Origin of the sequence: Streptomyces sp. SKN60 (assembly GCF_026236535.1) — a bacterium.
In the GTDB taxonomy this organism is placed as follows: Bacteria; Actinomycetota; Actinomycetes; order Streptomycetales; family Streptomycetaceae; genus Streptomyces.
Map to the genome: position 1 here is coordinate 21979 of NZ_JAHTMW010000021.1, position 21407 is coordinate 43385.

Sequence of the window (21407 nt, forward strand, 5' to 3'; positions counted from 1 at the left end):
CGGGTGTCGGCCGATGGGGCGCCCCGTACCGGCGGCCCCGCCCGGGGGAACGGGTGATCCGCCATCCGAGTAATCGTCAGATCATCGTTCTGACGCCGCGTGACCTGCGGATCCGTCAGATTCCCCACTCATTCGGCCGGTGCCGTCCCTCACCGGACCGGCTCAAAGCCGACATGCGAAGGCTTTTCCGGTTTGTGATGGTTCGTCATGGAAGGCGTACTCGTCGAATCGCCCGGAGCACCGCTTTGGGGCGCCTTCCACTGGAGGTTCAACCATGCGTGCTGCACGCACTCTGGCGGTGACGGCGACCGCGTTCGCGGCGCTCGGGCTCGCGGCCCCCCTCGCCACCGCCACCAACGGGCCCAGCAGCGTGACCGTCGGCTCCTTCCAGGCCCCCAAGGGCGGTGACAACAACAATTCCAACATCACCGTCTCCCCCTTCGCGGTCCACCAGGGTGCGCTTCTCCTGGTCACCACCAGGGACTGCGCCGCGGGCACGGTCTCGTCCGCGGCCTTCCCGTCGGGCACCCTCTCGGGCTCCAACCAGGGGTTCTCCACGGTCAGCGTCCGCATCTTCGACAACGCCACGCCCGGCCTGCACACCGTGACCGCCACGTGCGTCAACGGCCGGAAGCTCACGACGCAGTTCCGCGTCCTTGCCGGCCAGGGTTCGCAGGGCGGTCTGGGCGGCTCGCTCGCCCCGAGCTCCACCGAGATGGCGGTGGGCGGCAGCCTCGTCGCCGCCGCCGCGCTGGGCGGCGGGCTGTTCATCGCCCGCCGCCGCCGTATGACCGGCGCGGGGGTCTGACCGGCCGAACCTCCCGGTCGGCCCGCAACGCCCGTCGCCCCCGAGTCCCTGTTTCCAGGGCTCGGGGGCGACGGGCGTGTACGGGGCGGGGTGCGCCGGCACTCCCGGGGCGCCGTCAGTGGCGCCGGCCGTCGGTCGCCGACGACCTGCGGCGGATCACGTAGACCAGACCGCCCGCCGCGGCGAGCACAAGGGCTCCGCCGGCCGCGAAGGTCCACGAGTCGGTGGCGTCGAACGAGCCGCCGAGACCGCCCGCGACCCCGCGCGGGGTGACGAGCCCGGTCGACCGGGCCGTCGGCGTCGCCGGCGTGCCGCCGCTGATGGTCAGATCGACGGTGCCCTGGATGCCGCCGGTGCAGTTGAACGTCACCGTGTAGACGGCGCCGCGCTTGGCGTCGGTGTCCACGGTGGCGGTGACCAGCGAGTTCGGGGCGATGGTGACGGTGTCGAAGATGCCGGCCGAGGCCGTCGCCGTACTGGCGCAGCCGGGCGCGCTGAGCGTGATCCGGCCGCCGGGCGCGACGACCCCGGGCGACACGACGAAATCGCCCGGGGCCTTCGCTCCGGGCGCCTGACGGGCGGGCGCCGGGGCGCCGTCGGCGGCGACGGCGAGGGGGGCGGCCAGGGCGAGGGCGGCCGCCCCCAGCAGAGCGGTGGACGCGGCACGTATCGCGCGCATGGTCAATCCTCCGGGTCCCCGAGGAGCAGCCGCGGAAGGGGTATCCGCGAGAAAGGCGGGACATGCACCTCGATGCCCGAAACGCTAGGAGCCCCCTACCACAGCCGCGATCCCAGACGCGCGAATGGGGCACCGATGTCCCCCGCACGGCCCATTCGCGCGCCTTCCGTCAGCCCGTGACCTGCGGGAAGAGGTCCACGAACGGCGCGGCCGTGGCCGCCAGGCCCCGGCTGAACGGCGCGTCGAAGTCCCAGATCAGGAAGAGCAGGAAGGCGATCAGGGCGCTGAACAGACCGGCGAGCAGCACCTCTCGGCCGGTGCGCCGGATCTGCAGGGTGAAGATCAGGCCCACGGTCACCAGGGCGCCGGTGATGAGGCCGAACCACACCACCCCGGGCATCGTCGCGCCCGCGTTCTCGCCGCGCGCGTTGCGGGCGTCGTCGGCGACCGCGACCTGGTCCACCAGCGGCTGGTAGGCCTGGCCCTCGAAGTCGTTGGCGGGCTGGTAGTCCGTCACGCTGCGGCGCACCTTCTGCAGCAGTTCGGTGCCGGTGTCGCTCAGTTCGCCGTGCTCGGTCATGTACGGGAACTCGTCCTCCACCACATACCGGACGTACGCGTCGATGTCCGCGCGGATCCGCTCCCGGGTGGCGAGCGGATAGACCTCGACCCGCTCCGAGATCTCGTGCATCGCCTGGGCCTCCTGGCGCACCGTCTCCTGGGCGGCGCTGCGGGCCTCCCAGACGCCGGCGATGGCGAGACCGAGGACGATCGCGTACACCACGCCGATCATCATCGTCATGTACTCGATGACGTCGGGGGTCTCGCTGGGGTCGTCGTCCTCGGGGATCCGCCGGTGGTTGATGACGACGATGGCCAGCACGACGGCGCATGCGGCGGCCATCGCGATGGTGAGCACAACCCATTCGGACAAGGGTGTTTCCTCCGTTGCGGGGTGGTTGAGGGGCGGGGGGTCAGCGGGAGCGCGGCCGCAGGATCGCGGTCGCGATCACCGCGGGGGCGGTGACGAGCAGGGTCGTGGTGATCACATTGGGCGTGCTCTTGGGCTTGACGCGGGCGGTGCGCCGGTAGTGCGGCAGGGCGACCGGGGTGGGCCGGGGCCGCACCGTGGGAACCGGGGACGGGCTCGGGGGCGCCGGCTCCGGCTCGGGCGCCGGGGGCGCGGGGCGCGGCGGCGGGGGAGGAGCGGGCCTCGGCGGCGTGGTGCGCACCGGGGGCGGTGGCGGGGCCGGCGGCTTCGGCTTCGGGGCGGGCTTCGGTGGGGGTTTCGGCGCGGGCTTGTGGGTCGGCTTCGGGGGGTGGGTCGGGTGCGGCGGATGGGTGGGATGCGGGGGATGCGTGGGGTGCGGGGGATGGGTCGGATGGCACGGCCCGTCCCCCGCGATCGCCACCCCGCTCGATCCGCCGGGCCCGGTCACGGCCCAGGCGCACGCGTCGGCGGTCGCCGGCGTGGCCGGTGCGGTGAGCAACCACACCAGCGCGCCGGCCGCGAGCGGGCGCGTCAGCCGCGTCCCGTAGCGGGAGAACCGGTACTGAGGCAAGAGAGACACGCCGAGCAGCATGAGCGGGCGGACGGTCCGGACGGGCCGGAACCGCCCCGGATTCCCCGGATGGAGCGGATCTTGGTGTGCACTGGTTTGACGTTTCCGCCGACTCTGTCGTCTCACGGGCTGCCCAACGCGCCAACAGGTCCTCCGTTGCGGTGGATTCCCGACCGATCGGCCCCGTCCGCGGGGGCGGCGTGTGAGGGTGGTGCGGGGGCGGCGCGCGGCGTTCCACGGGCCCGGATCCGGTAACTGGCCGGTAGTCGCCGCCCGTTGAGTCACGGTGACCGCCCGCCCGGCCCGCGGGCTGCGACGGAACGCAGGTCAGGGGGCCGCACGACCATATGCACGTGAATTTGCACGACCTGAAGGCGTGAACTCTTCCTTACCCGGAGCACGTGCCATTGGCGTGTGACCAAGAACGGATCGAGAATTTCCGTTTCCACTCGCTCTCTCGGCGGGCGATCAGTAGCCTCAGCTCGAACACAGGCCGCGAACACCTGGCCACATCTCACGGCGACTTGTTGGAGACTTTGATGGAGCGTCCCGCCTGGGCTCCGCCGGGCATCGATATTTCGGTGCCGAGCGTGTCCCGTATGTACGACTTCTATCTGGGCGGCTCGCACAATTTCGAAGTGGACCGGGAAGCGGCCCGCAAGGCCATGGAGTTCCTGCCGGGACTCCCCAAGATCATGCAGGCGAACCGTGCCTTCATGCGCCGGGCCGTGCGGCACGCCGTTGACAACGACGTCACGCAGTTCCTGGACATCGGCTCGGGGATACCGACCTTCGGCAACGTTCACGAGGTCGCCCAGGCCGCCAGCGAGGCCGCCCGGGTCGTCTACGTGGACCACGACCCGGTCGCCGTCGCCCACAGCAGGGCCGTGCTCGGCGACGACCCCCGCTCCGCCGTGGTCGCCGCGGACCTGCGCAAGCCGCGCGAGATCCTGCACAGCCCCGAGGTCACCGAACTCCTCGACCTGGACCGCCCGGTGGCCCTGCTGCTCGTCGCCGTGCTGCACTTCCTGGAGGACTCGGACGAGCCGGGCGCCGCCGTCGCCGAACTGCTCGACGGGCTCGCGCCCGGCAGCCTGCTGGTCCTCACCCACGCCTCGTACGAGGGCATCCCCGTGCCGCAGGAGCGGGCCGGCGGCGCCGTCGGCGTCTACCGCGACATCCGCAACCCGCTGGTGATGCGCTCCCGCGAGGAGATCACCCGCTTCTTCGACGGCACCGAGATCGTCGAGCCGGGCGTCGTGCCCATGCCCCTGTGGCGGTCCGACAGTCCCGACGAGGAGGAGGATCCCTTCGCCTTCTCCGGGTTCGCAGGGGTGGGGCGCAAGGCGTGAAGGTGCCGTCCCAGCCTGCCGGTTCCGTGGCCGACGGACCGGAGGACAGACTCAGGCGGTTCGTGACCATCTGGAGCCGCGCCGTGTTCCCGGTCACCGCCACCTCGATGACCCGCCAGGAGTTCGAGCGGCACCTGCTGCCGCCCGCCCAGGAGCTGTGCGACGCGCTGCACGCCCGGCCCTTCGACACGGCGCCCGCGCACCGGGTCGGGCAGGCCCTGGTGGCCGCCCACTGCACCGACCCGGACGCGCTCGCCCGTAGCCTCGGTGTGGTCGACGCCTACCTGGTGCTGTACTGCGGCGACGAACAGGGCGTCGGCGCCGAGGAGTTGCGCGCCCGCTGCTCCCGGCTCCAGCACGCCATGGCGGCCGGCTTCGCCCAGGCCCTGCGCGAACGCACCCTCGCCGAGCAGGAGTCCATCGCGCACTCCGCGCTCTCCGCGCGCAGCGCCGCCGAACTCGCCCTGCACGCCACCGAGAGCCGCTTCCGCGCGGTCTTCGACGGCGCCGCCGTCGGCATCGGCATCGCCGACCTCAACGGCAACATCCTGGAGGTGAACGAGGCCCTCACCCGCATGTTCGGCGGTCTGGAGACCACCGTCACCAGTAAGAACATCGTCGAATGGGTGCACCCCGAGGACGGCCCGCACGTCTGGCGGCTCTACGACGAACTGGTGCGCGGCGAGCGCGAGTCGTACCGCGTCGAGAAGCCGTACTACCGCGGCGACGGCACCGTCCTGTGGACCAACCTCACCGTCTCGCTGCTGCGCGACGCGGCCGGCCGGCCGCAGTACCAGCTCGCGCTGATGGAGGACACCACCGAGCGGCGGCTGCTCAACCTCCGGCTGCGCTACGAGGCCACCCATGACGCGCTCACCGGGCTGCCCAACCGCACGCTGTTCTTCGAACGCCTGGAGAAGACCCTCGGCCCCGGCGGCGACGCCGGCTTCGGTCTGGCCTACCTCGACCTCGACGGCTTCAAGGTGATCAACGACAGCCTCGGGCACTCCACCGGCGACCGGCTGCTCGTCGAGGTCGCCGACCGGCTGCAGAGCTGTGTCGCCGCGCCCGGCGAGATGGTCGCCCGGCTCGGCGGCGACGAGTTCGTCGCGCTCACCACCGGGGCCGGCAGCGAGCGCAAGGTCGGCGAGCTCGCCGACCGGATGCTGGCTTCGCTCGCCACCCCGATCAGCATCGACGGGCGCGAGCTCACCGTGCGCGGCAGCGTCGGCGTGGTCGAGGGGCCGGCGAGGGAGCGGACCGCGGCCGAGGTGCTGCGCAGCGCCGACATCACCATGTACCGGGCCAAGTCGGCGGGCGGCAACCGCTTCGAGTACGCCGACGAGGAGGCCGACGCGCGGGCCATCACCCGGCACGGGCTGACCACCGCGCTGCCCGCCGCCCTGGAGCGCGGCGAGTTCTTCATCGAGTACCAGCCGCTGGTGCACCTCGGGGACGGCAGCGTGCACGGCGCGGAGGCGCTCGTACGGTGGTGCCACCCGCAGCACGGGGTGCTCGGCCCGGACCGCTTCATCCCGCTCGCCGAGAACACCGGGCTCATCGTGCCGCTGGGCCGCTGGGTGCTCCAGGAGGCGGTGCGCCAGGCCCGGTTCTGGCAGGACGAGGCGCCCGGCGGGCACCCCGCGACCGGGCCGCTGCGGATCAACGTCAACCTCTCGCCGACCCAGCTCCACCACCCCGGCCTGGTCGCCGAGACCGTCGACGTCCTGGAGCGCTCCGGCCTCGAACCGGGCGCGCTGTGCCTGGAGGTCACCGAATCCGCGCTCATCGGCGCCGACGACGACCTCCTGAAGCCGCTGCGGCAGCTCGCCGAGATGGGCGTGGACATCGCGCTCGACGACTTCGGCACCGGCTACTCCAACCTGGCCAACCTGCGCCGCCTCCCGGTGAGCGTCCTCAAACTGGACCGCTCCTTCACCCAGGGCATGCAGCAGCACCCGGCGGACCCGGTCGACATCAAGATCGTCGAGGGCATCGTCCAGCTCGCCCACAGCCTCGAACTCGCGGTCACCGTCGAGGGCGTCGAAACCGGCGCCCAGGCCCAGCAACTCCGCGACCTCGGCTGCGACACGGCCCAGGGCTGGTACTACGCCCGCCCGGGCGCCCCGGACCGGATCCGGTCGCTGGCGCTGGTGGACGCCGTGTAGGGGAGCGCTTCCGGGCGGCGCCCGCGCGCCGGTCGGGCGCCGCCCCCAACGGCCTCAGGCCCGCGGCGCGCCCCGGCGCGAGGCCGTCAGCAGCTTCTGGAGCTCCCGCGCGGCCCGCGGCGGCGCCACGTCGCTGCGGTGGGCCAGGGCGATGGTGCGGCGGAGGCCCGGGCGGGCCAGGGCGGTGACGCGGAGGTCGCGGCCGGCGCGGGCGGCGACCATGGCCGGGACGACGGCGAGGCCGAGCCCGGCCCGGACGAAGCCGAGGACGGCGTCCAGCTCGCCGCCCTCGACCGTGAAGGAGGGCTCGAAGCCCTCCGCGCGGCAGGCGGCGACGGTCAGCTCCCGCAGGTCGTACCCGTGCCGGAACATCACCAGCGGCTGCTCCCGCAGCTCCGCGATCCGCACCGGCCGCCGCGGCGCCGGCGCGGCGGCCGACGACACCACCACCAGGTCCTCCGTCAGCAGCTCCACCGTGGTCAGCGCGGGCGACGGCGTCGGCAGCGGCAACACCACGAGCGCCAGGTCCAGCGCGCCGCGCGCCAGCTCCCGTACCAGGTCGTGCGAGCCGCCCTCCTCGATGAGGAGACGGATCCCCGGGTGCAGGTCGTGGAAGTCGCGCAGCACGTCCGGCAGCAGCCCGGTGCACAGGCTGGGCGTCGCGCCGAGCCGCACCCGGCCCCGCTTCAGCTGCACCAGCTCCTGCACCTCGTGCCGCGCGGTGTCCGTGTCGGCGAGGATCCGGCGGGCCAGCGGCAGCAGCGCCTCGCCCGCGTCGGTGAGCGCGATGTTCCCGCGGGCCCGGCTGAACAGCTCCGCGCCCAGCTCCTGCTCCAGCGCCTTGATCTGCTGCGACAGCGAGGGCTGCGAGACATGCACCCGCTCCGCGGCCCGGGTGAAGTGGCGGGTCTCGGCGACGGCGACGAAGTAGAGGAGCTGCTGGAACTGCATGCCTCAAGCCTACCCGCATTCATAGGGGCCGCCTATCGAGATGAGCCGAACCATGTCTTGGACCTCTCAGGCCCTTCGGCCCTAGCGTCTTTTCCATGGCTCTGGCAACGAAGTCCGCACGGCAGACCGCACCACCACGACCGCCCGCCGCCCCCACCCGCGGCTTCTGGGCGTCGACCCTCGGCAAGAAGACCGTGATGGCCGTGAGCGGCCTGATCATGCTCGCCTACCTCGTCGCGCACGTCGCGGGCAACCTGAAGATCTTCTTCGGCCCCGAGGAGTTCAACGGCTACGGCCACTGGCTGCGCGTGATGGGCGCCCCCGTCCTGCACCACCAGTGGGGCCTGTGGATCGCCCGGATCACGCTGCTCACCGCCGTCGTCGCGCACGCCGTCTCCGCGTACCAGCTCAGCCGCCGCGACCTCAGGGCCCGCCCCACCCGCTACGCGCACCGGCGCAAGGGCTCCTCGTACGCCACCCGCACCATGCGCTGGGGCGGCGTCATCCTCGGCCTCTTCATCGTCTGGCACGTCCTCGACCTCACCGCCGGCACCGTCCACACCGGCGGCTTCGAGGACGGCAAGCCCTACCAGAACGTGATCGACACCTTCTCCACCTGGTACGGCAACATCATCTACATCGTCGCCATGCTCGCCGTGGGCCTCCACGTCCGGCACGGCTTCTGGAGCGCCGCCCAGACCCTCGGCGTCGGCAACGCCCGCCGCGAACGAGCTCTGAAGTTCCTGGCGAACGCCCTCGCCCTCGTGCTGACCGCGGGCTTCGTCGCCGTCCCCGTCGGCGTCATGACCGGAGTGGTGAACTGACCATGAGCAACCCCTCGATCAACCCCGCCTTCACCGTCGGCGAGCCCATCGCCGACACCGCCGCCCCCACCGGACCCATCGCCGACCGCTGGGACACCCGCCGCTTCCAGGCGAAGCTCGTCAACCCCGCCAACCGCCGCGGCCACCGGATCATCGTCGTCGGCACCGGCCTGGCCGGCGGCTCCGCCGGCGCCACCCTCGCCGAACAGGGCTACCACGTCGTCCAGTTCTGCTACCAGGACTCCCCGCGCCGCGCCCACTCCATCGCCGCCCAGGGCGGCATCAACGCCGCCAAGAACTACCGCAACGACGGCGACTCCGTGCACCGCCTCTTCTACGACACCGTCAAGGGCGGAGACTTCCGCGCCCGCGAGTCCAACGTGCACCGGCTCGCCCAGATCTCCGTCGAGATCATCGACCAGTGTGTGGCCCAGGGCGTCCCCTTCGCCCGCGAGTACGGCGGCCTGCTCGACACCCGCTCCTTCGGCGGCGTCCAGGTCTCCCGCACCTTCTACGCCCGCGGCCAGACCGGTCAGCAACTCCTCCTCGGCGCCTACCAGGCGCTGTCCCGGCAGATCGCCGCCGGCAACGTCGAGATGCACCCGCGTACGGAGATGCTCGACCTCGTCGTGGTCGACGGCCGGGCCCGCGGCATCGTCGCCCGCGACCTGATCACCGGCGCGATCTCCACCCACTACGCCGACGCCGTCGTCCTCGCCACCGGCGGCTACGGCAACGTCTTCTATCTCTCCACCAACGCCATGAACTCCAACGCCACCGCCGTGTGGCGGGCCCACCGGCGCGGCGCCTGGTTCGCCAACCCCTGCTTCACCCAGATCCACCCCACCTGCATCCCGCGCACCGGCGACCACCAGTCCAAGCTCACCCTGATGAGCGAGTCGCTGCGCAACGACGGACGCATCTGGGTCCCCAAGGCCCAGGGCGACACCCGCCCGCCGCACGCGATCCCCGAGGACGAGCGCGACTACTACCTGGAGCGCATCTACCCCTCCTTCGGCAACCTCGTCCCGCGCGACATCGCCTCCCGCGCCGCCAAGAACGTCTGCGACGAGGGCCGCGGCGTCGGCCCCGGAGGCCAGGGCGTCTACCTCGACTTCGCCGACGCCATCCGGCGGATGGGCCGCGCCAAGGTCGAGGAGAAGTACGGCAACCTCTTCGACATGTACGAGCGGATCACCGCCGAGAACCCCTACGAGACGCCGATGCGGATCTACCCCGCCGTGCACTACACGATGGGCGGACTCTGGGTCGACTACGACCTCCAGACCACGATCCCCGGCCTCTTCGCCATCGGCGAGGCCAACTTCTCCGACCACGGCGCCAACCGGCTCGGCGCCTCCGCCCTCATGCAGGGCCTCGCCGACGGCTACTTCGTGCTCCCGGCCACCATCAACGACTACCTGGCCCGCCACCCGCACGCCGAACCCGTCACCGACGCCCACCCCGCCGTACGGGACGTGCTCGCCGAGACCGAGGACCGGCTGAACCTCCTCCTCGCCGTCGACGGCGACCGCACCCCTGACTCCTTCCACCGCGAACTCGGCGAAGTCATGTGGGAGTTCTGCGGCATGGCCCGCACCGAGGAGGGCCTGCGCAAGGCGCTGCGCCGCATCCCCGAGATCCGCGAGGAGTTCTGGCGCCGCATCAAGGTCCCGGGGACGGGTGAGGAGTTCAACCAGTCCCTGGAGAAGGCCAACCGGATCGTCGACTACCTGGAGCTCGCCGAGCTGATGTGCCTCGACGCCCTCCACCGCGCCGAGTCCTGCGGCGGCCACTTCCGCGAGGAGTCCCAGACCCCGGACGGCGAGGCCGCCCGCCGCGACGAGGAGTTCTCGTACGCCGCCGCCTGGGAGTTCACCACAGGCGACACCGCCCCCGTCCTCCACAAGGAGGAGCTCACCTTCGAGTACGTCCACCCCACCCAGCGGAGCTACGCATGAGGCTGAACCTGCGCGTCTGGCGCCAGCAGAACGGCGACGCCGAGGGCGCCATGGCCACCTACCAGGTCGACGGCATCTCGCCCGACATGTCCTTCCTGGAGATGCTGGACACCCTCAACGAGGAGCTGATCCTGCGCGGCGAGGACCCCGTCGCCTTCGACCACGACTGCCGCGAGGGCATCTGCGGGGCCTGCAGCCTGGTCATCAACGGCGACGCCCACGGCCCCGAGCGCACCACCGCCTGCCAGCTGCACATGCGGTCCTTCCGCGACGGCGACACCATCGACGTCGAGCCCTGGCGGGCCGCCGCCTTCCCGGTCGTCAAGGACCTGGTCGTCGACCGCTCCGCCTTCGACCGGATCATCCAGGCCGGCGGTTACGTCAGCGTCCCCACCGGCTCCGCGCCCGAGGCGCACGCCACCCCGGTCCCCAAGGCCGACGCCGACCTCGCCTTCGAGCACGCCGAGTGCATCGGCTGCGGCGCCTGTGTCGCGGCCTGCCCCAACGGCTCCGCCATGCTGTTCACCTCGGCCAAGATCAACCACCTGAACGTGCTGCCGCAGGGCGCGCCCGAGCGGGAGACCCGGGTCCTCGACATGGTCGCCCAGATGGATGCCGAGGGCTTCGGCGGCTGCACGCTCACCGGCGAGTGTGCCACCGCCTGCCCCAAGGGCATCCCGCTGCCCTCGATCGCCGCCATGAACAAGGAGTGGCTGCGGGCCCGCCGCAAGGCCGCCCGCTCCTAGCCTTCAGCGTTCACCGGCGCAGGTACGCGAGGACCGCGAGGACCCGGCGGTTGTCGTCGGCCGACGGCTCGATCCGCAGCTTCCCGAAGATGCCCGCCGTGTGCTTCGCCACCGCGCTCTCACTGATGTGGAGCGCGGTGGCGATCGCCGCGTTCGACCGGCCCTCCGCCATCAGCCGCAGCACCTCGTGCTCGCGCGGGGTGAGCGCGGCCGTGTTCCCCCGGGCGTCGCTGCGGGCCAGCAGCCGGGCCACCACCTGCGGGTCGAGCACCGTGCCGCCCGCGGCCACCGTCCGTACCGCGTCGACGAATTGAGCCGTGTGCGTCACCCGGTCCTTCAGGAGATAGCCGACCGCGCCCTCCCCGCCGGCCAGCAACTCCTGCGCGTACAACTGCTCCACGTACTGCGACAGGATCAGCACCGGGAACCCGGGCCGCTCCCGGCGGGCGTCCAGGGCGGCCCGCAGGCCCTCGTCGGTGAAGAGCGGCGGCAGCCGGATGTCGATCACGGCCACGTCCGGGCGCTCCTCGCGCAGCGCGCGGACCAGGGCGGGGTGGTTGTCGACTGCGGCGACCACCTCGCAGCCGTGCTCCTCCAGGGTCCGGGTCAGCCCGTCCCGGAGGAGGAAGAGGTCTTCGGCGAGGACGACGCGCACGGTATCTCCAGGGTCGCGAGGGTGGGGCCGCCCGGCGGACTGTCCAGGGCGAGGGTTCCGTCGAAGGCGCGCAGCCGGCGCCGCACACCGTGCAGACCACCACCGTGCGGCCCGCCACCGTGCGGGGCCGCCGGTGCCGGGGCGGGGGCCGCGCCGCCGTGGCCGTCGTCGGCGACGGTCACCCGCAACAGACCGTCGGCGCCGCCGGTGTGCCCGAGGACGATCCGGACCTCGCGGGCGCCGGCGTGCTTGGCGGCGTTGGCGAGGAGTTCGGCCACCGCGAAGTAGGCCGCGGACTCCACGGCCGCCGGCAGCCGGCCCGGCGGCAGACCGGCGGTGTCCACCGCCACGTCGAGGAAGGAGTCGAGGGCCAGCGAGCGCACCGCGTCACCCAGCCCCCGGTCGGCCAGGACCGGCGGCAGGATCCCGTGCACCAGCTCCCGCAGATCCCCGAGCGCCCGCTCGGACACCTCCCGCGCGTCCGCGAGCAGCGCCCGCGCGGCGGCCGGATCCTCGTCGAGCCGCCGGGCCGCCTCCGCCAGGGTCATCCCGAGCGCCACGAGCCGCGCCTGCGCCCCGTCGTGCAAGTCCCGCTCGATGCGCCGCAGTTCGGCCGCCTGGAAGTCGAGCGCGTCGGCCCGGGTGCCGGTCAGCTGGTCGATCCGGCGGGCGAGCACCGTCTCGTACGGCACGGAGAGCGCGCGCCGGCTCCAACGGGCGTACCGGGCCAGCGTCCACGGCGCCAGGGCCACCGCGCCCGCGACGAAGCCGAGCCCGAGGAGCGCCGCGGCGACCGCGGTGGCGGGGGAGACCACCGGCACGAAGGCGTACCAGTTGCCGTCCCCCAACTCCCGCCACACGAACGGCTGGACCACCGCGCCGAACACCCCGAACCAGAACAGCGACAACGGCACCGCGACCAGCAGCCCGCCGGTCAGCGGCTCCAGCCACGCCCAGCGCAGGTCCCGCCAGAAGCCCTCGTCGCCGAGGACGGCCCTGGCCGTACGGGGGAGGGGTCCCGGGGCGGCGACGTCCAGGCCCGACCAGCGGGCGAGCCGGGCCCGCCGCGCGTCGGAGCGGCGGCGCAGGGCGGCCGCCGCCGGCGGCAGCAGCGGGAAGCCGAGCCCGACGGGCAGCAGGAGCAGCGCGAGCACCACCCCGCTCCCGTACAGAGGGAGGACGAGCGTACGCAGCGACACCCGCTGGCAGCGGACCAGCGCCGTCCAGGCGCCCCGCACTCTCCCCACCCGTCGTTCCCCCATGTCAGAGCGCGCCCCGTCGCGCCGCCACGATCGTATCCAGCGGCGCCCGCCGCCCGGCCACCACCGCCCAGGGCACCGCCGCGACCAGGCACGCGAGACCGAACAGCGCCATCGGCGCCGCCGCCCCCGACTCCTCGTCCATGAACAGCAGCATCCCCAGGTTGACCAGCGTGTGGAAGCCGCCCGCGAGCAGCAGCCGGTTCGCCCGGATCCGCTCCAGGCCGAGGCCGAGCACCACCGACATCGCCACCGTCGCCACCAGGAACCCCGCCGCGTACGCCGGCGTCTCGGCGAACACCCCCACGTGCCACACCCCCCACACCGCACCGACGAGGAGGGAGGCCGCCCAGGGGCCGAACCGGGCGCTCAGCAGCGGCTGGAGGAAGCAGCGCCAGCCGATCTCCTCGCCGCAGGCGCCGACCAGTTGGGCCGCCACGACCAGCGCGAAGGGGTGGGCGAGGGTCCGGGGATCGGTGAACCCGGGACTGCCGGTCCACAGCGCGTACGCTCCCGCCGCGAGCCCGATGATCAACAGCGCCGTGAGCAGCAGCCCCCGGCCCCGCGCGCGGCTCCCGCGCTCCGGCAGCGTCCCCGCGAGCCGCTCCCGGATCCGCCCCGGCCAGAGCAGCGCCACCACCAGGACGCCCGCCGCCGGCCCGAACTGGGTCAGCTGCACCACCTCGGCGGGCACCCCCGTCGCCGGCTGCACCGCCCCGAGCAGCCCCGCCGCCACGAACGCGACAGCGAGGAACACCCCCGTCTCCGCCTTCCACACCCGCATGCCCCTCGGCCTCCCCGTCGTCCGGCTTCTCATCGGTCGACGTCGACTCTGCCGCCGGCAGCGGGCCCGGCCACTGCCTCCAGGTGCCGGATCGGGGTGTACCTACCTACACCCGGAAGGGATGTACGGGTCCGGGCTCAGGCGCCGACGGCGCGCAGGGTGCCCGGGCGGCGGCCCATCAGGCCGTCGAGCGCCGACTCCGACGCCTCGTCGGCGGGCAGGTACACCACGAGGTGCTGGGCGTCCGTCTCGGTCGGTTCGAGCACCTCGTACGCGAGGCGCAGCTCACCCGCCTCCGGATGGACGAAGCGGTCCACGCCGGAGCGGGAGGGTACGGGCGCGGGCGCGTCGAGCCGCGAGGAGAAGGCCGGACCGGCGGTCACGGTCAGCTCCTGGACCAGCTCGGCCATGTGCGGATCGTTCCGGGTGAGCGAGAGCAGAAGGCCGGCCACCTGCTGGTCCGCCACCCGGTCCCAGTCGGGGTAGACCGTACGGGCCCGGGGGTCGGTGAAGACGAAACGCGGCAGGCTCGGCCGGTCGCCGTCGAGCAGGCCCACCGGACCGGCAAGGCGCGCGTAGCCGTCGGTGTGCGCCACGACCTCGCCCAGCATGTTCAGGACCACCGCCGGGGTCGGGCCGAGCCGGTCGAGCAGCGCCCGGACCGGGGCCCGCACCTCCTGCGCCGGGGCGGGCGCCCGGGTGCAGATGTGGTGGTGGGAGCCGGACTTCATCAGGTTCCGCAGGTGCAGCCGGGCTTCCAGCGGCAGCCGCAGGGCCTCGCTCAGGGCGCCGAGCACCTGCGGCGAGGGATTGCGGTCCCGGCCCTGCTCAAGGCGGGCCAGATACTCCACGCTGATCCCCGCCAGCATGGCCAGCTCCGCCCGGCGCAGCCCCGGGGTGCGTCGCCTCGGGCCCGCCGGGAGGCCGGCCTCGGCGGGGGTCACGGCCTCACGACGGGCGCGCAGGAACGCGCCCAGCTCGTTGTCGCTCATCGGTCCAGCGTACGGGCGCGGCCGCGGGCGAGGGTGGCCCTGTCACTACCAGGCTCCGCACTACCAGGCTCCGCACTACCCGTCTCGGCACGGCCTTCCTCCCGCCCCGGCGGCGCGGCAGCGTGGGGCCCATGACCACCGAATCCCACGCCACCACGCCCACCGTCCTGCCGCTCGCCCCGGGCAGCTGGGCCTTCGACCCGCTGCACTCCGCCGTCGGCTTCACCATCCGCCACTTCGGGATCTCCAAGGTGCGCGGCCGCTTCAACGAGCTCCAGGCCGAGCTGGTCGTCGGCGACACCCTGGAGACCTCCTCGATCACCGCCACCGTGGCGCTCGCCTCCGTCGACACCGGCAACCCGGACCGGGACGCCCACGTCCGCGCCGCCGATCTGCTCGACGTCGAGAAGCGGCCCACGATGACCTTCCGCTCCACCCGGATCGCCGGGGACGGCGAGGAGTGGACCCTGGAGGGCGAGCTCACCATCGGCGACGTGACGCGGCCGATCGTCTTCGACGTCGAGTTCGGCGGGGTCGTCGACAACCCGGTGGACGGGCACCAGCACGCGGGCTTCGACGCCACCGGCGAGTTCCGCCGCAGTGACTTCGGCCTGGACTTCGCGCCCGGCGTCCTCGGCGACGTCATCAAGGTCACCCTTGAGGTGCAGTTCCTCGACCCCCGCTGACCACCAGCGGGGAGCTCAAGGGCTTCAGAGCCCGAGCCGGGCCGCGAGGAACCGCGCGGTCCGGCTCCCCGGCGTCCAGGCCACCTCCGCCGGGGTCCCCTCGGCCACGATCCGGCCGCCCTCCGCGCCGCCGCCCGGCCCCAGGTCGAGCACCCGGTCGGCGGTCGCCACCACGTCCATGTCGTGCTCGACCACGACCACCGTGTGCCCGGCGTCGGCGAGCCCGTGCAGCTGCCGCATCAGCACCTCCACGTCCGCCGGGTGCAGCCCGGTCGTCGGCTCGTCCAGGACGTACAGGGTGTGCGCGCGGCGCGGCCGCTGCAGCTCGGCGGCGAGCTTGATGCGCTGGGCCTCGCCGCCGGACAGCTCGGTGGCCGGCTGTCCGAGCCGCAGATAGCCGAGGCCGACGTCGAGCAGGGTGCGCAGCGGGCGGGCCGCCGCCGGGACGTCGGCGAAGAAGTCGCCGGCCGCCTCCACCGTCAGGTCGAGCACCTCCGCGATGGTCAGCCCGCGCAGCCGCACCTGAAGCGTCTCCGGGTTGTAGCGGGCCCCGTGGCAGTCCGGGCAGGGCGCGTACGTGCTCGGCAGGAACAGCAGCTCCACCGAGACGAAGCCCTCGCCCTGGCAGGTCTCACAGCGCCCGCCGGGCACATTGAAGGAGAACCGCCCCGCCTTGTAGCCGCGCTCCCGTGCCTCCTCCGTCTCCGTGAACAGCTTGCGCACCACGTCGAACAGGCCCGTGTACGTGGCGAGGTTGGAGCGCGGGGTCCGGCCGATCGGCTTCTGATCGACCGTCACCACCCGGCTCACGTCCCCGTTTTCCTCCGCCGTCTCGGTGAGCGCCCCGACCAGCGTCGACTTGCCCGACCCGGACACGCCGGTCACCGCCGTGAGCACCCCCAGCGGGAACACGGCCTCCAGACCGTCGAGGTTGTGCCGGGTCACCGGCCCGACCGTCAGCTCCCCGGACGGCGTGCGCACCGCCCGGTCCGGCACCGGCTCCGGGTCGAAGAGGAAACGGCGGGTCGCCGACCCGGTCACCTCCGCGAGCGCCGCCGGCGGCCCGCTGTGCAGCACCCGCCCGCCGTGCTCGCCCGCCCGCGGCCCCACGTCCACCAGCCAGTCGGCGTGCCGCACCACGTCCAGATGGTGCTCGACCACGAACACCGTGTTCCCCGCCGCCTTCAGCCGGTCGAGGACCACGAGCAGCGCCTCCGTGTCGGCCGGGTGCAGCCCGGCGGACGGCTCGTCGAGCACGTACACCACCCCGAACAGACCGGCCCGCAGCTGGGTGGCGAGCCGCAGCCGCTGCAGCTCCCCGTTGGACAGCGTCGGTGTCGCCCGGTCCAGGCTCAGATAGCCGAGGCCCAGCTCGGTCACCGTCGCGATCCGCGCCACCAGGTCCTCGGTGAGCACCCGCGCCGTCTCCGAGCCCTCGTGCGCCGCCAGCGTCCGGGCGAGGGCCGTCAGCGGCAGCGCCGCGAGCTCCGCGATCGTGCGGCCGGCGAAGGTCACCGCCAGGGCCTCCGGCCGCAGCCGGCTGCCCCCGCACACCGGGCACGGCGCGCTGGTCAGGAACCGTTCGGCCTTCGCCCGCAGCGTCGCGCTCTTCGAGTCGGAGAAGGTGTGCAGCACATAGCGCCGGGCGCTCATGTACGTGCCCTGATAGGGGCGTTGGATCCGGTTCGCCTCCCGCACCGGGTGGACCGTCACCACCGGCTGCTCGTCCGTGAACAGGATCCACTCCCGGTCCTTCGGGTCGAGCTCCCGCCACGGCCGGTCCACGTCGTGGCCGAGGGTGTCGAGCACGTCCCGCAGGTTCTTGCCCTGCCAGGCCCCGGGCCAGGCCGCGATCGCGCCCTCGCGGATCGACAACCCCGGGTCCGGCACGAGCAGTTCCTCACTCGTCTCGTGTACCCGGCCGAGCCCGTGGCACGAAGGGCACGCCCCGGCCGCCGTGTTGGGGGAGAAGGCGTCCGAGTCGAGCCGCTCCGCGCCGGGCGGATAGGCGCCCGCGCGGGAGAACAGCATCCGCAGCGAGTTGGACAGGGTGGTCACCGTGCCCACCGACGAGCGCGCGTTGGGCGCCGCCCGCCGCTGCTCCAGGGACACCGCGGGCGGCAGCCCCGTGATCTCCCCGACCTTCGGCGCCCCGACCTGGTGGATGAGCCGCCGGGCGTACGGCGCCACCGACTCGAAGTAGCGGCGCTGCGCCTCCGCGTAGATCGTGCCGAACGCCAGCGACGACTTGCCCGAACCCGACACCCCCGTGAACACGGTGAGCGCGTCGCGCGGGATGTCCACGTCGACCCCGCGCAGATTGTGCTCCCGGGCGCCCCGCACCCGTACGAACGGATCATGAGGGGCGGCGGGGCCGAGCGGGAACGGGTCGGTGCGGTGATCGGTGCCGGTTTCGGTGTCGGTTTCGGTGTCGCGCATCCGCCGATTCTATGGCCGGCTTGCCTCGTTTGCCCTGGTCAGCCCGGCCGGTGCGGTCAGGCCCGCCAGCCGGGCCAGCGCACGGTACGAGTCGATCAACGCGGCCCGGTCGTGAGTGCTCGTCGTCACCAGGACCTCCTGCGCGCCCGTCTCCTCGACCGCCCGCGCCAGCTGCTCGGCGACCTGCTCCTCGGTGCCGTACACATGCCCGCCGAGCCCCGCCTCGTAGAAGCCGCGCTGCTTCTCCGACATCGGCAGCTCCTCGATCCGCTCCGGCGGCAGCAGCGGCGGGAAGACGCCGACCGTCCGCGCGTACGCCAGCGACCAGGCCTCCGGCATCAGCAGCCGCCGGGCCCGCTCCTCGCTGCCGGCCACCACGACCGTGCCCGCGACCGTCACATACGGCTCGGCCGACCACGCCGAAGGCACGAACGCGGACCGGTAGGTCTCCACCGCCTCGCGCAGCCGCGCCCGGCCGCGCAGGTCGCCGATCACCAGCGGAAGCCCGGCCGCCGCCGCGATCGCCGCGCCCTCGCCGGTCGCGAGCACGTACGGCGGCACCCGCAGGCCCTCCGCGGGCCGGGCGTGCACCTGCGGATACGCGCTCTGGGTGCCGGTGAACCAGCCGAGCAGCTCGTCCAGTTGCTCCGCGAACCGGTCCGCGTCCTCCTTGTCGCGGCCGAGCGCCCGCCGGATGCCGTCGGTGAAACCGACCGAACGGCCGAGCCCCATGTCGATCCGCCCCGGGAACAGCGACTCCAGGACGCCGAACTGCTCCGCCACCACCATCGGCTGGTGGTTCGGCAGCATCACCCCGCCGGTGCCCACCCGGATCCGCGAGGTCGCCCCGGCGACGGCCGCAGCGAGCACGGTCGGCGCGGACCCGGCCACCCCCGGCACGCTGTGGTGCTCCGCGACCCAGAACCGTTGGTAGCCCAGCGCCTCGACCTCCCGGGCCAGGTCCACCGTGTCGCGCAGCGCCCGGCCGGGTTCCTCGCCGTCCCGCGTACGGGAGCGGTCGAGCACCGAGAAGCGGATGCCGCGGAGTGCCTCGAAGGGCGTCGTCGAGCTGCTCACCCCCGTTCCAACGTCTGACGGCGCGAGGGATTCCCGCCGGGCACGCGGACAGGGCGCCGACAGTGCGCGGACCGTGGGCCGACCGTGCGCCGACCGCGCCCCCGTCGGGCGGGTCACGGGCGATGTCAGCGGGTCTGTCTACGCTGGGGGAGTGACCCGACAGCACAGGCCCGTGGCCGTCTTCGACCTCGACAACACCCTCGCCTCGACCGCCCACCGGCAGCACTTCCTGGAGGGCCGCCCGCGCGACTGGGCCGGATTCTTCGCCGCCGCGCCCAAGGACCCGCCGCTCCCGGAGGGCGTCGCCCTGTGCCGGGAGAGCGCCGAGGAGTGCGACGTGGTCTATCTGACCGGGCGCCCCGAGCGCTGCCGCCGGGACACCCTCGCCTGGCTCGAAGCGCAGGAGCTGCCGGAGGGCCCCGTCCACATGCGCCGCGACCGGGACTTCCGCCCGGCCCGCCAGACCAAGCTGGAGGTGCTGCGCCGGCTGTCCAGGGACCGCGAGGTGCGGATGCTCGTCGACGACGACGAACTGGTCTGCGACGCCGCCGAGGCGGCCGGCTTCACCGTGGTCCGGGCCCGCTGGGCGGCGCCGTCGGAGGCGCTGCGGGAGGCGCAGGAGACGGAGGGGCGCACCTGACGGCCGCCCCCACGTCACGCACCCCCACGTCATGCACCCCCGTCACGCACCCCCGTCACGGAGGCGGCGGACTAGCCCTCCTCCTCCAGCCGGAAGCCGACCTTCAGGCCCACCTGGTAGTGCTCGATCGCGCCGTCGACGAGATGGCCGCGGACCTCGGTGACCTCGAACCAGTCGAGGCCCCTCAGGGTCTGGGAAGCGCGTTCGACGCCGTTGCGGATGGCCTGGTCGACGCCCTCGGTGGACGTGCCGACGATCTCGGTGACGCGATAGGTGTGGTTCGACATGGGAGCCGGACTCCTCTCGTGACCTCGGTGGGTTCCCTCCACCGTGCCCCAGACGGGAGAGGTCCGCGACACGTCGGCGTCCGGTCCGGCGAGCGGGGAGCGGCCCGAGAAGGCGATGGTCCAGGACTTGACCATCCGCTTTGGTCCAGACCAGAATCCAGGCCACATACCCGCGCGAACCTCCCGTCAGGTCCCCCCACACGTCGGGTCAGCCCCCATGCCGTGGCCCCCACCAGGTGTCACGCACTGGACCGCAGAAGGTGACCTACGTGAAGAACCGACGTCTCGTCTGTCCGCTGGCAGTCGTCTCCGCCCTCACCCTCGCGGGCTGCGGACTGCTCCCCGGCGGCAGCCAGACCCGCACGGTGAACCTCTGGCTGATGCGCGACAGCGTCAGCGACGACTTCCTCCAGCGCTTCACCGAGGCCTACGAGGCCGAGCACGACGACATCGAACTGGAAGTCACCGTCCAGGAGTGGACCGGCATCGGCAAGAAGGTCACCGAGGCCATCACCGGCGAGGGCGGGCCCGACATCATCGAGGTCGGCAACACCCAGGTCGCGCAGTACGCCGACACCGACAAGCTCTACGACCTCACCCTGGAGTCGGTCCGCGACCTCGGCAGCGAGGACTGGCTGCCCGGTCTCGCCGAGCCCGGCAGCATCGACGGCGCGCAGTACGGCATCCCCTGGTACGCCGCCAACCGCATCGTCATCTACAACAAGGACCTGTTCGCCGCCGCCGGCGTCAAGCCGCCCAAGAGCCGCGACGAATGGCTCGACGACACCGCCAAGCTCAACGACGGCGGCACCCAGGGCATCTACCTGGCGGGCCAGGACTGGTACACCCTCTCCGGCTTCATATGGGAGGAGGGCGGCGACCTCGCCGTCGACAAGGGCGGTGCCTGGGCCGGCGCCCTCGACAGCCCGGCCGCGCTGCGCGGCATGGACTTCTACAAGCGCCTCCAGGCCCTCGGTGACGGCCCCAAGAACGCCGACGAGCAGACCCCGCCGCAGGCCGAGGTCTTCGCCAAGGGCGACGTCGCGCAGATGATCGCCGCCCCCAGCGCCATCGCCGCCATCACCAAGGCCAACCCCGAACTCAAGGACAAGCTGGGCTTCTTCCCCATCCCGGGCAAGAAGGCCGGCCAGCCCTGCGCCGTCTTCACCGGCGGCTCCGACCTGATCATCCCGGAGAACGCGCCCGACCGCGCCGCCGCCCTCGACGTCGTGAAGGCGCTCGCCGGCGAGAAGTGGCAGGGCGAACTCGCCCGCGCCATGAACTACGTGCCCAACAAGAAGACCCTCGCCCCCCTCGTCGCCGGCCAGGAGGCCACCGCCACCATGGCCGTCGGCGCCGCCCGCGGCCGGGCCACCCCCAACTCCCCGAAGTGGGCCGACGTCGAGGCCGACAACCCGATCAAGCCCTACATGAGCGCCGTCCTCTCCGGCGAAGACCCCGCGCAGGCCGCGAGGGACGCCTCCGAGAAGATCACCGACGCCCTCGGCGAATAGACCACCGGCCCCAGGGGGCCGTC

Annotated in this window: 20 protein-coding genes; 9 read left to right on the forward strand and 11 right to left on the reverse strand. The window is 73.0% G+C overall.

Going from position 1 to position 21407, the window contains the following annotated elements; genetic code table 11:
- Positions 1–274: 274 nt before the first annotated feature.
- Positions 275–808: a hypothetical protein gene (locus tag KV205_RS28995; protein ID WP_265867661.1), complete on the forward strand. Its 534-nt coding sequence runs from the start codon at positions 275–277 to the stop codon at positions 806–808.
- A 115-nt stretch (positions 809–923) separates the two neighbouring features.
- On the opposite strand, the gene KV205_RS29000 is transcribed toward KV205_RS28995, so the two are convergent.
- The 3 genes from KV205_RS29000 to KV205_RS29010 all read right to left on the reverse strand — a co-directional run bounded on the left by KV205_RS29000 (position 924) and on the right by KV205_RS29010 (position 3058).
- Positions 924–1487 (reverse strand): hypothetical protein, encoded by a 564-nt coding sequence (locus tag KV205_RS29000; RefSeq protein WP_265867662.1) that lies wholly within the window; start codon positions 1485–1487, stop codon positions 924–926.
- A 169-nt stretch (positions 1488–1656) separates the two neighbouring features.
- On the reverse strand, positions 1657–2421 hold the full coding sequence (locus KV205_RS29005; RefSeq protein ID WP_265867663.1) for a DUF4239 domain-containing protein: 765 nt from the start codon (positions 2419–2421) through the stop codon (positions 1657–1659).
- Between the two features lie 40 nt (positions 2422–2461).
- Positions 2462–3058 (reverse strand): hypothetical protein, encoded by a 597-nt coding sequence (locus KV205_RS29010; RefSeq protein WP_265867664.1) that lies wholly within the window; start codon positions 3056–3058, stop codon positions 2462–2464.
- A 530-nt stretch (positions 3059–3588) separates the two neighbouring features.
- Here KV205_RS29010 and KV205_RS29015 point away from each other — a divergent pair.
- Positions 3589–4401, forward strand: coding sequence for an SAM-dependent methyltransferase (locus KV205_RS29015; protein ID WP_265867665.1), 813 nt, complete (start codon positions 3589–3591; stop codon positions 4399–4401).
- Positions 4398–6569 carry an EAL domain-containing protein gene (locus KV205_RS29020; protein ID WP_265867666.1) on the forward strand — a complete coding sequence of 724 codons (2172 nt, stop codon included), beginning with the start codon at positions 4398–4400 and terminating at the stop codon, positions 6567–6569. Before KV205_RS29015 ends, KV205_RS29020 begins: the two co-directional genes overlap by 4 nt.
- A 54-nt stretch (positions 6570–6623) precedes the next feature.
- Here the strand turns inward: KV205_RS29020 and KV205_RS29025 are convergent, their stop codons facing one another.
- Positions 6624–7520 carry a LysR family transcriptional regulator gene (locus KV205_RS29025; RefSeq protein WP_265867667.1) on the reverse strand — a complete coding sequence of 299 codons (897 nt, stop codon included), beginning with the start codon at positions 7518–7520 and terminating at the stop codon, positions 6624–6626.
- Between the two features lie 95 nt (positions 7521–7615).
- Here KV205_RS29025 and KV205_RS29030 point away from each other — a divergent pair, with 95 nt between their 5' ends.
- The 3 genes from KV205_RS29030 to KV205_RS29040 are packed head-to-tail and all read left to right on the forward strand — an operon-like array spanning position 7616 to position 11051.
- Positions 7616–8344, forward strand: coding sequence for a succinate dehydrogenase (locus KV205_RS29030; protein ID WP_265867668.1), 729 nt, complete (start codon positions 7616–7618; stop codon positions 8342–8344).
- 2 nt (positions 8345–8346) lie between these two features.
- Positions 8347–10305: a fumarate reductase/succinate dehydrogenase flavoprotein subunit gene (locus tag KV205_RS29035; protein WP_265867670.1), complete on the forward strand. Its 1959-nt coding sequence runs from the start codon at positions 8347–8349 to the stop codon at positions 10303–10305.
- Positions 10302–11051 carry a succinate dehydrogenase/fumarate reductase iron-sulfur subunit gene (locus tag KV205_RS29040; RefSeq protein WP_265867671.1) on the forward strand — a complete coding sequence of 250 codons (750 nt, stop codon included), beginning with the start codon at positions 10302–10304 and terminating at the stop codon, positions 11049–11051. Before KV205_RS29035 ends, KV205_RS29040 begins: the two co-directional genes overlap by 4 nt.
- 10 nt (positions 11052–11061) lie before the next feature.
- Here the strand turns inward: KV205_RS29040 and KV205_RS29045 are convergent, their stop codons facing one another.
- The 4 genes from KV205_RS29045 to KV205_RS29060 all read right to left on the reverse strand — a co-directional run bounded on the left by KV205_RS29045 (position 11062) and on the right by KV205_RS29060 (position 14741).
- A complete protein-coding gene (locus KV205_RS29045) occupies positions 11062–11706 on the reverse strand; it encodes a response regulator transcription factor (protein ID WP_265867673.1) in 645 nt (214 codons plus the stop codon).
- Positions 11658–12953, reverse strand: coding sequence for a sensor histidine kinase (locus tag KV205_RS29050; RefSeq protein WP_265867674.1), 1296 nt, complete (start codon positions 12951–12953; stop codon positions 11658–11660). Before KV205_RS29050 ends, KV205_RS29045 begins: the two co-directional genes overlap by 49 nt.
- A 16-nt stretch (positions 12954–12969) precedes the next feature.
- Positions 12970–13749 carry a CPBP family intramembrane glutamic endopeptidase gene (locus tag KV205_RS29055; RefSeq protein WP_265867676.1) on the reverse strand — a complete coding sequence of 260 codons (780 nt, stop codon included), beginning with the start codon at positions 13747–13749 and terminating at the stop codon, positions 12970–12972.
- A 137-nt stretch (positions 13750–13886) separates the two neighbouring features.
- Entirely contained in the window at positions 13887–14741 is an 855-nt protein-coding gene (locus tag KV205_RS29060; protein WP_265867677.1) for a helix-turn-helix domain-containing protein, read from the reverse strand.
- A 131-nt stretch (positions 14742–14872) separates the two neighbouring features.
- Between KV205_RS29060 and KV205_RS29065 the strand changes: the two genes are divergently transcribed.
- Complete coding sequence (locus KV205_RS29065) at positions 14873–15427, forward strand: YceI family protein (protein WP_265867679.1); 555 nt, start codon at positions 14873–14875, stop codon at positions 15425–15427.
- 24 nt (positions 15428–15451) lie between these two features.
- Here the strand turns inward: KV205_RS29065 and KV205_RS29070 are convergent, their stop codons facing one another.
- Both KV205_RS29070 and KV205_RS29075 read right to left on the reverse strand, forming a co-directional pair.
- Positions 15452–17866: an excinuclease ABC subunit UvrA gene (locus tag KV205_RS29070; protein ID WP_265867680.1), complete on the reverse strand. Its 2415-nt coding sequence runs from the start codon at positions 17864–17866 to the stop codon at positions 15452–15454.
- Between the two features lie 9 nt (positions 17867–17875).
- The gene (locus tag KV205_RS29075; RefSeq protein ID WP_265867681.1) at positions 17876–18943 is read right to left on the reverse strand and encodes an LLM class flavin-dependent oxidoreductase; all 1068 of its coding nucleotides are present in this window, start codon (positions 18941–18943) and stop codon (positions 17876–17878) included.
- Positions 18944–19094: 151 nt separating this feature from the next.
- On the opposite strand from KV205_RS29075, the gene KV205_RS29080 reads away from it, so the two are divergent.
- Positions 19095–19583 (forward strand): hypothetical protein, encoded by a 489-nt coding sequence (locus KV205_RS29080; protein WP_265867683.1) that lies wholly within the window; start codon positions 19095–19097, stop codon positions 19581–19583.
- A gap of 71 nt (positions 19584–19654) precedes the next feature.
- On the opposite strand, the gene KV205_RS29085 is transcribed toward KV205_RS29080, so the two are convergent.
- Positions 19655–19870, reverse strand: coding sequence for a dodecin (locus tag KV205_RS29085; RefSeq protein WP_265867684.1), 216 nt, complete (start codon positions 19868–19870; stop codon positions 19655–19657).
- Between the two features lie 269 nt (positions 19871–20139).
- Between KV205_RS29085 and KV205_RS29090 the strand changes: the two genes are divergently transcribed.
- Positions 20140–21384: an extracellular solute-binding protein gene (locus KV205_RS29090; RefSeq protein ID WP_265867685.1), complete on the forward strand. Its 1245-nt coding sequence runs from the start codon at positions 20140–20142 to the stop codon at positions 21382–21384.
- Positions 21385–21407 lie beyond the last annotated feature (23 nt).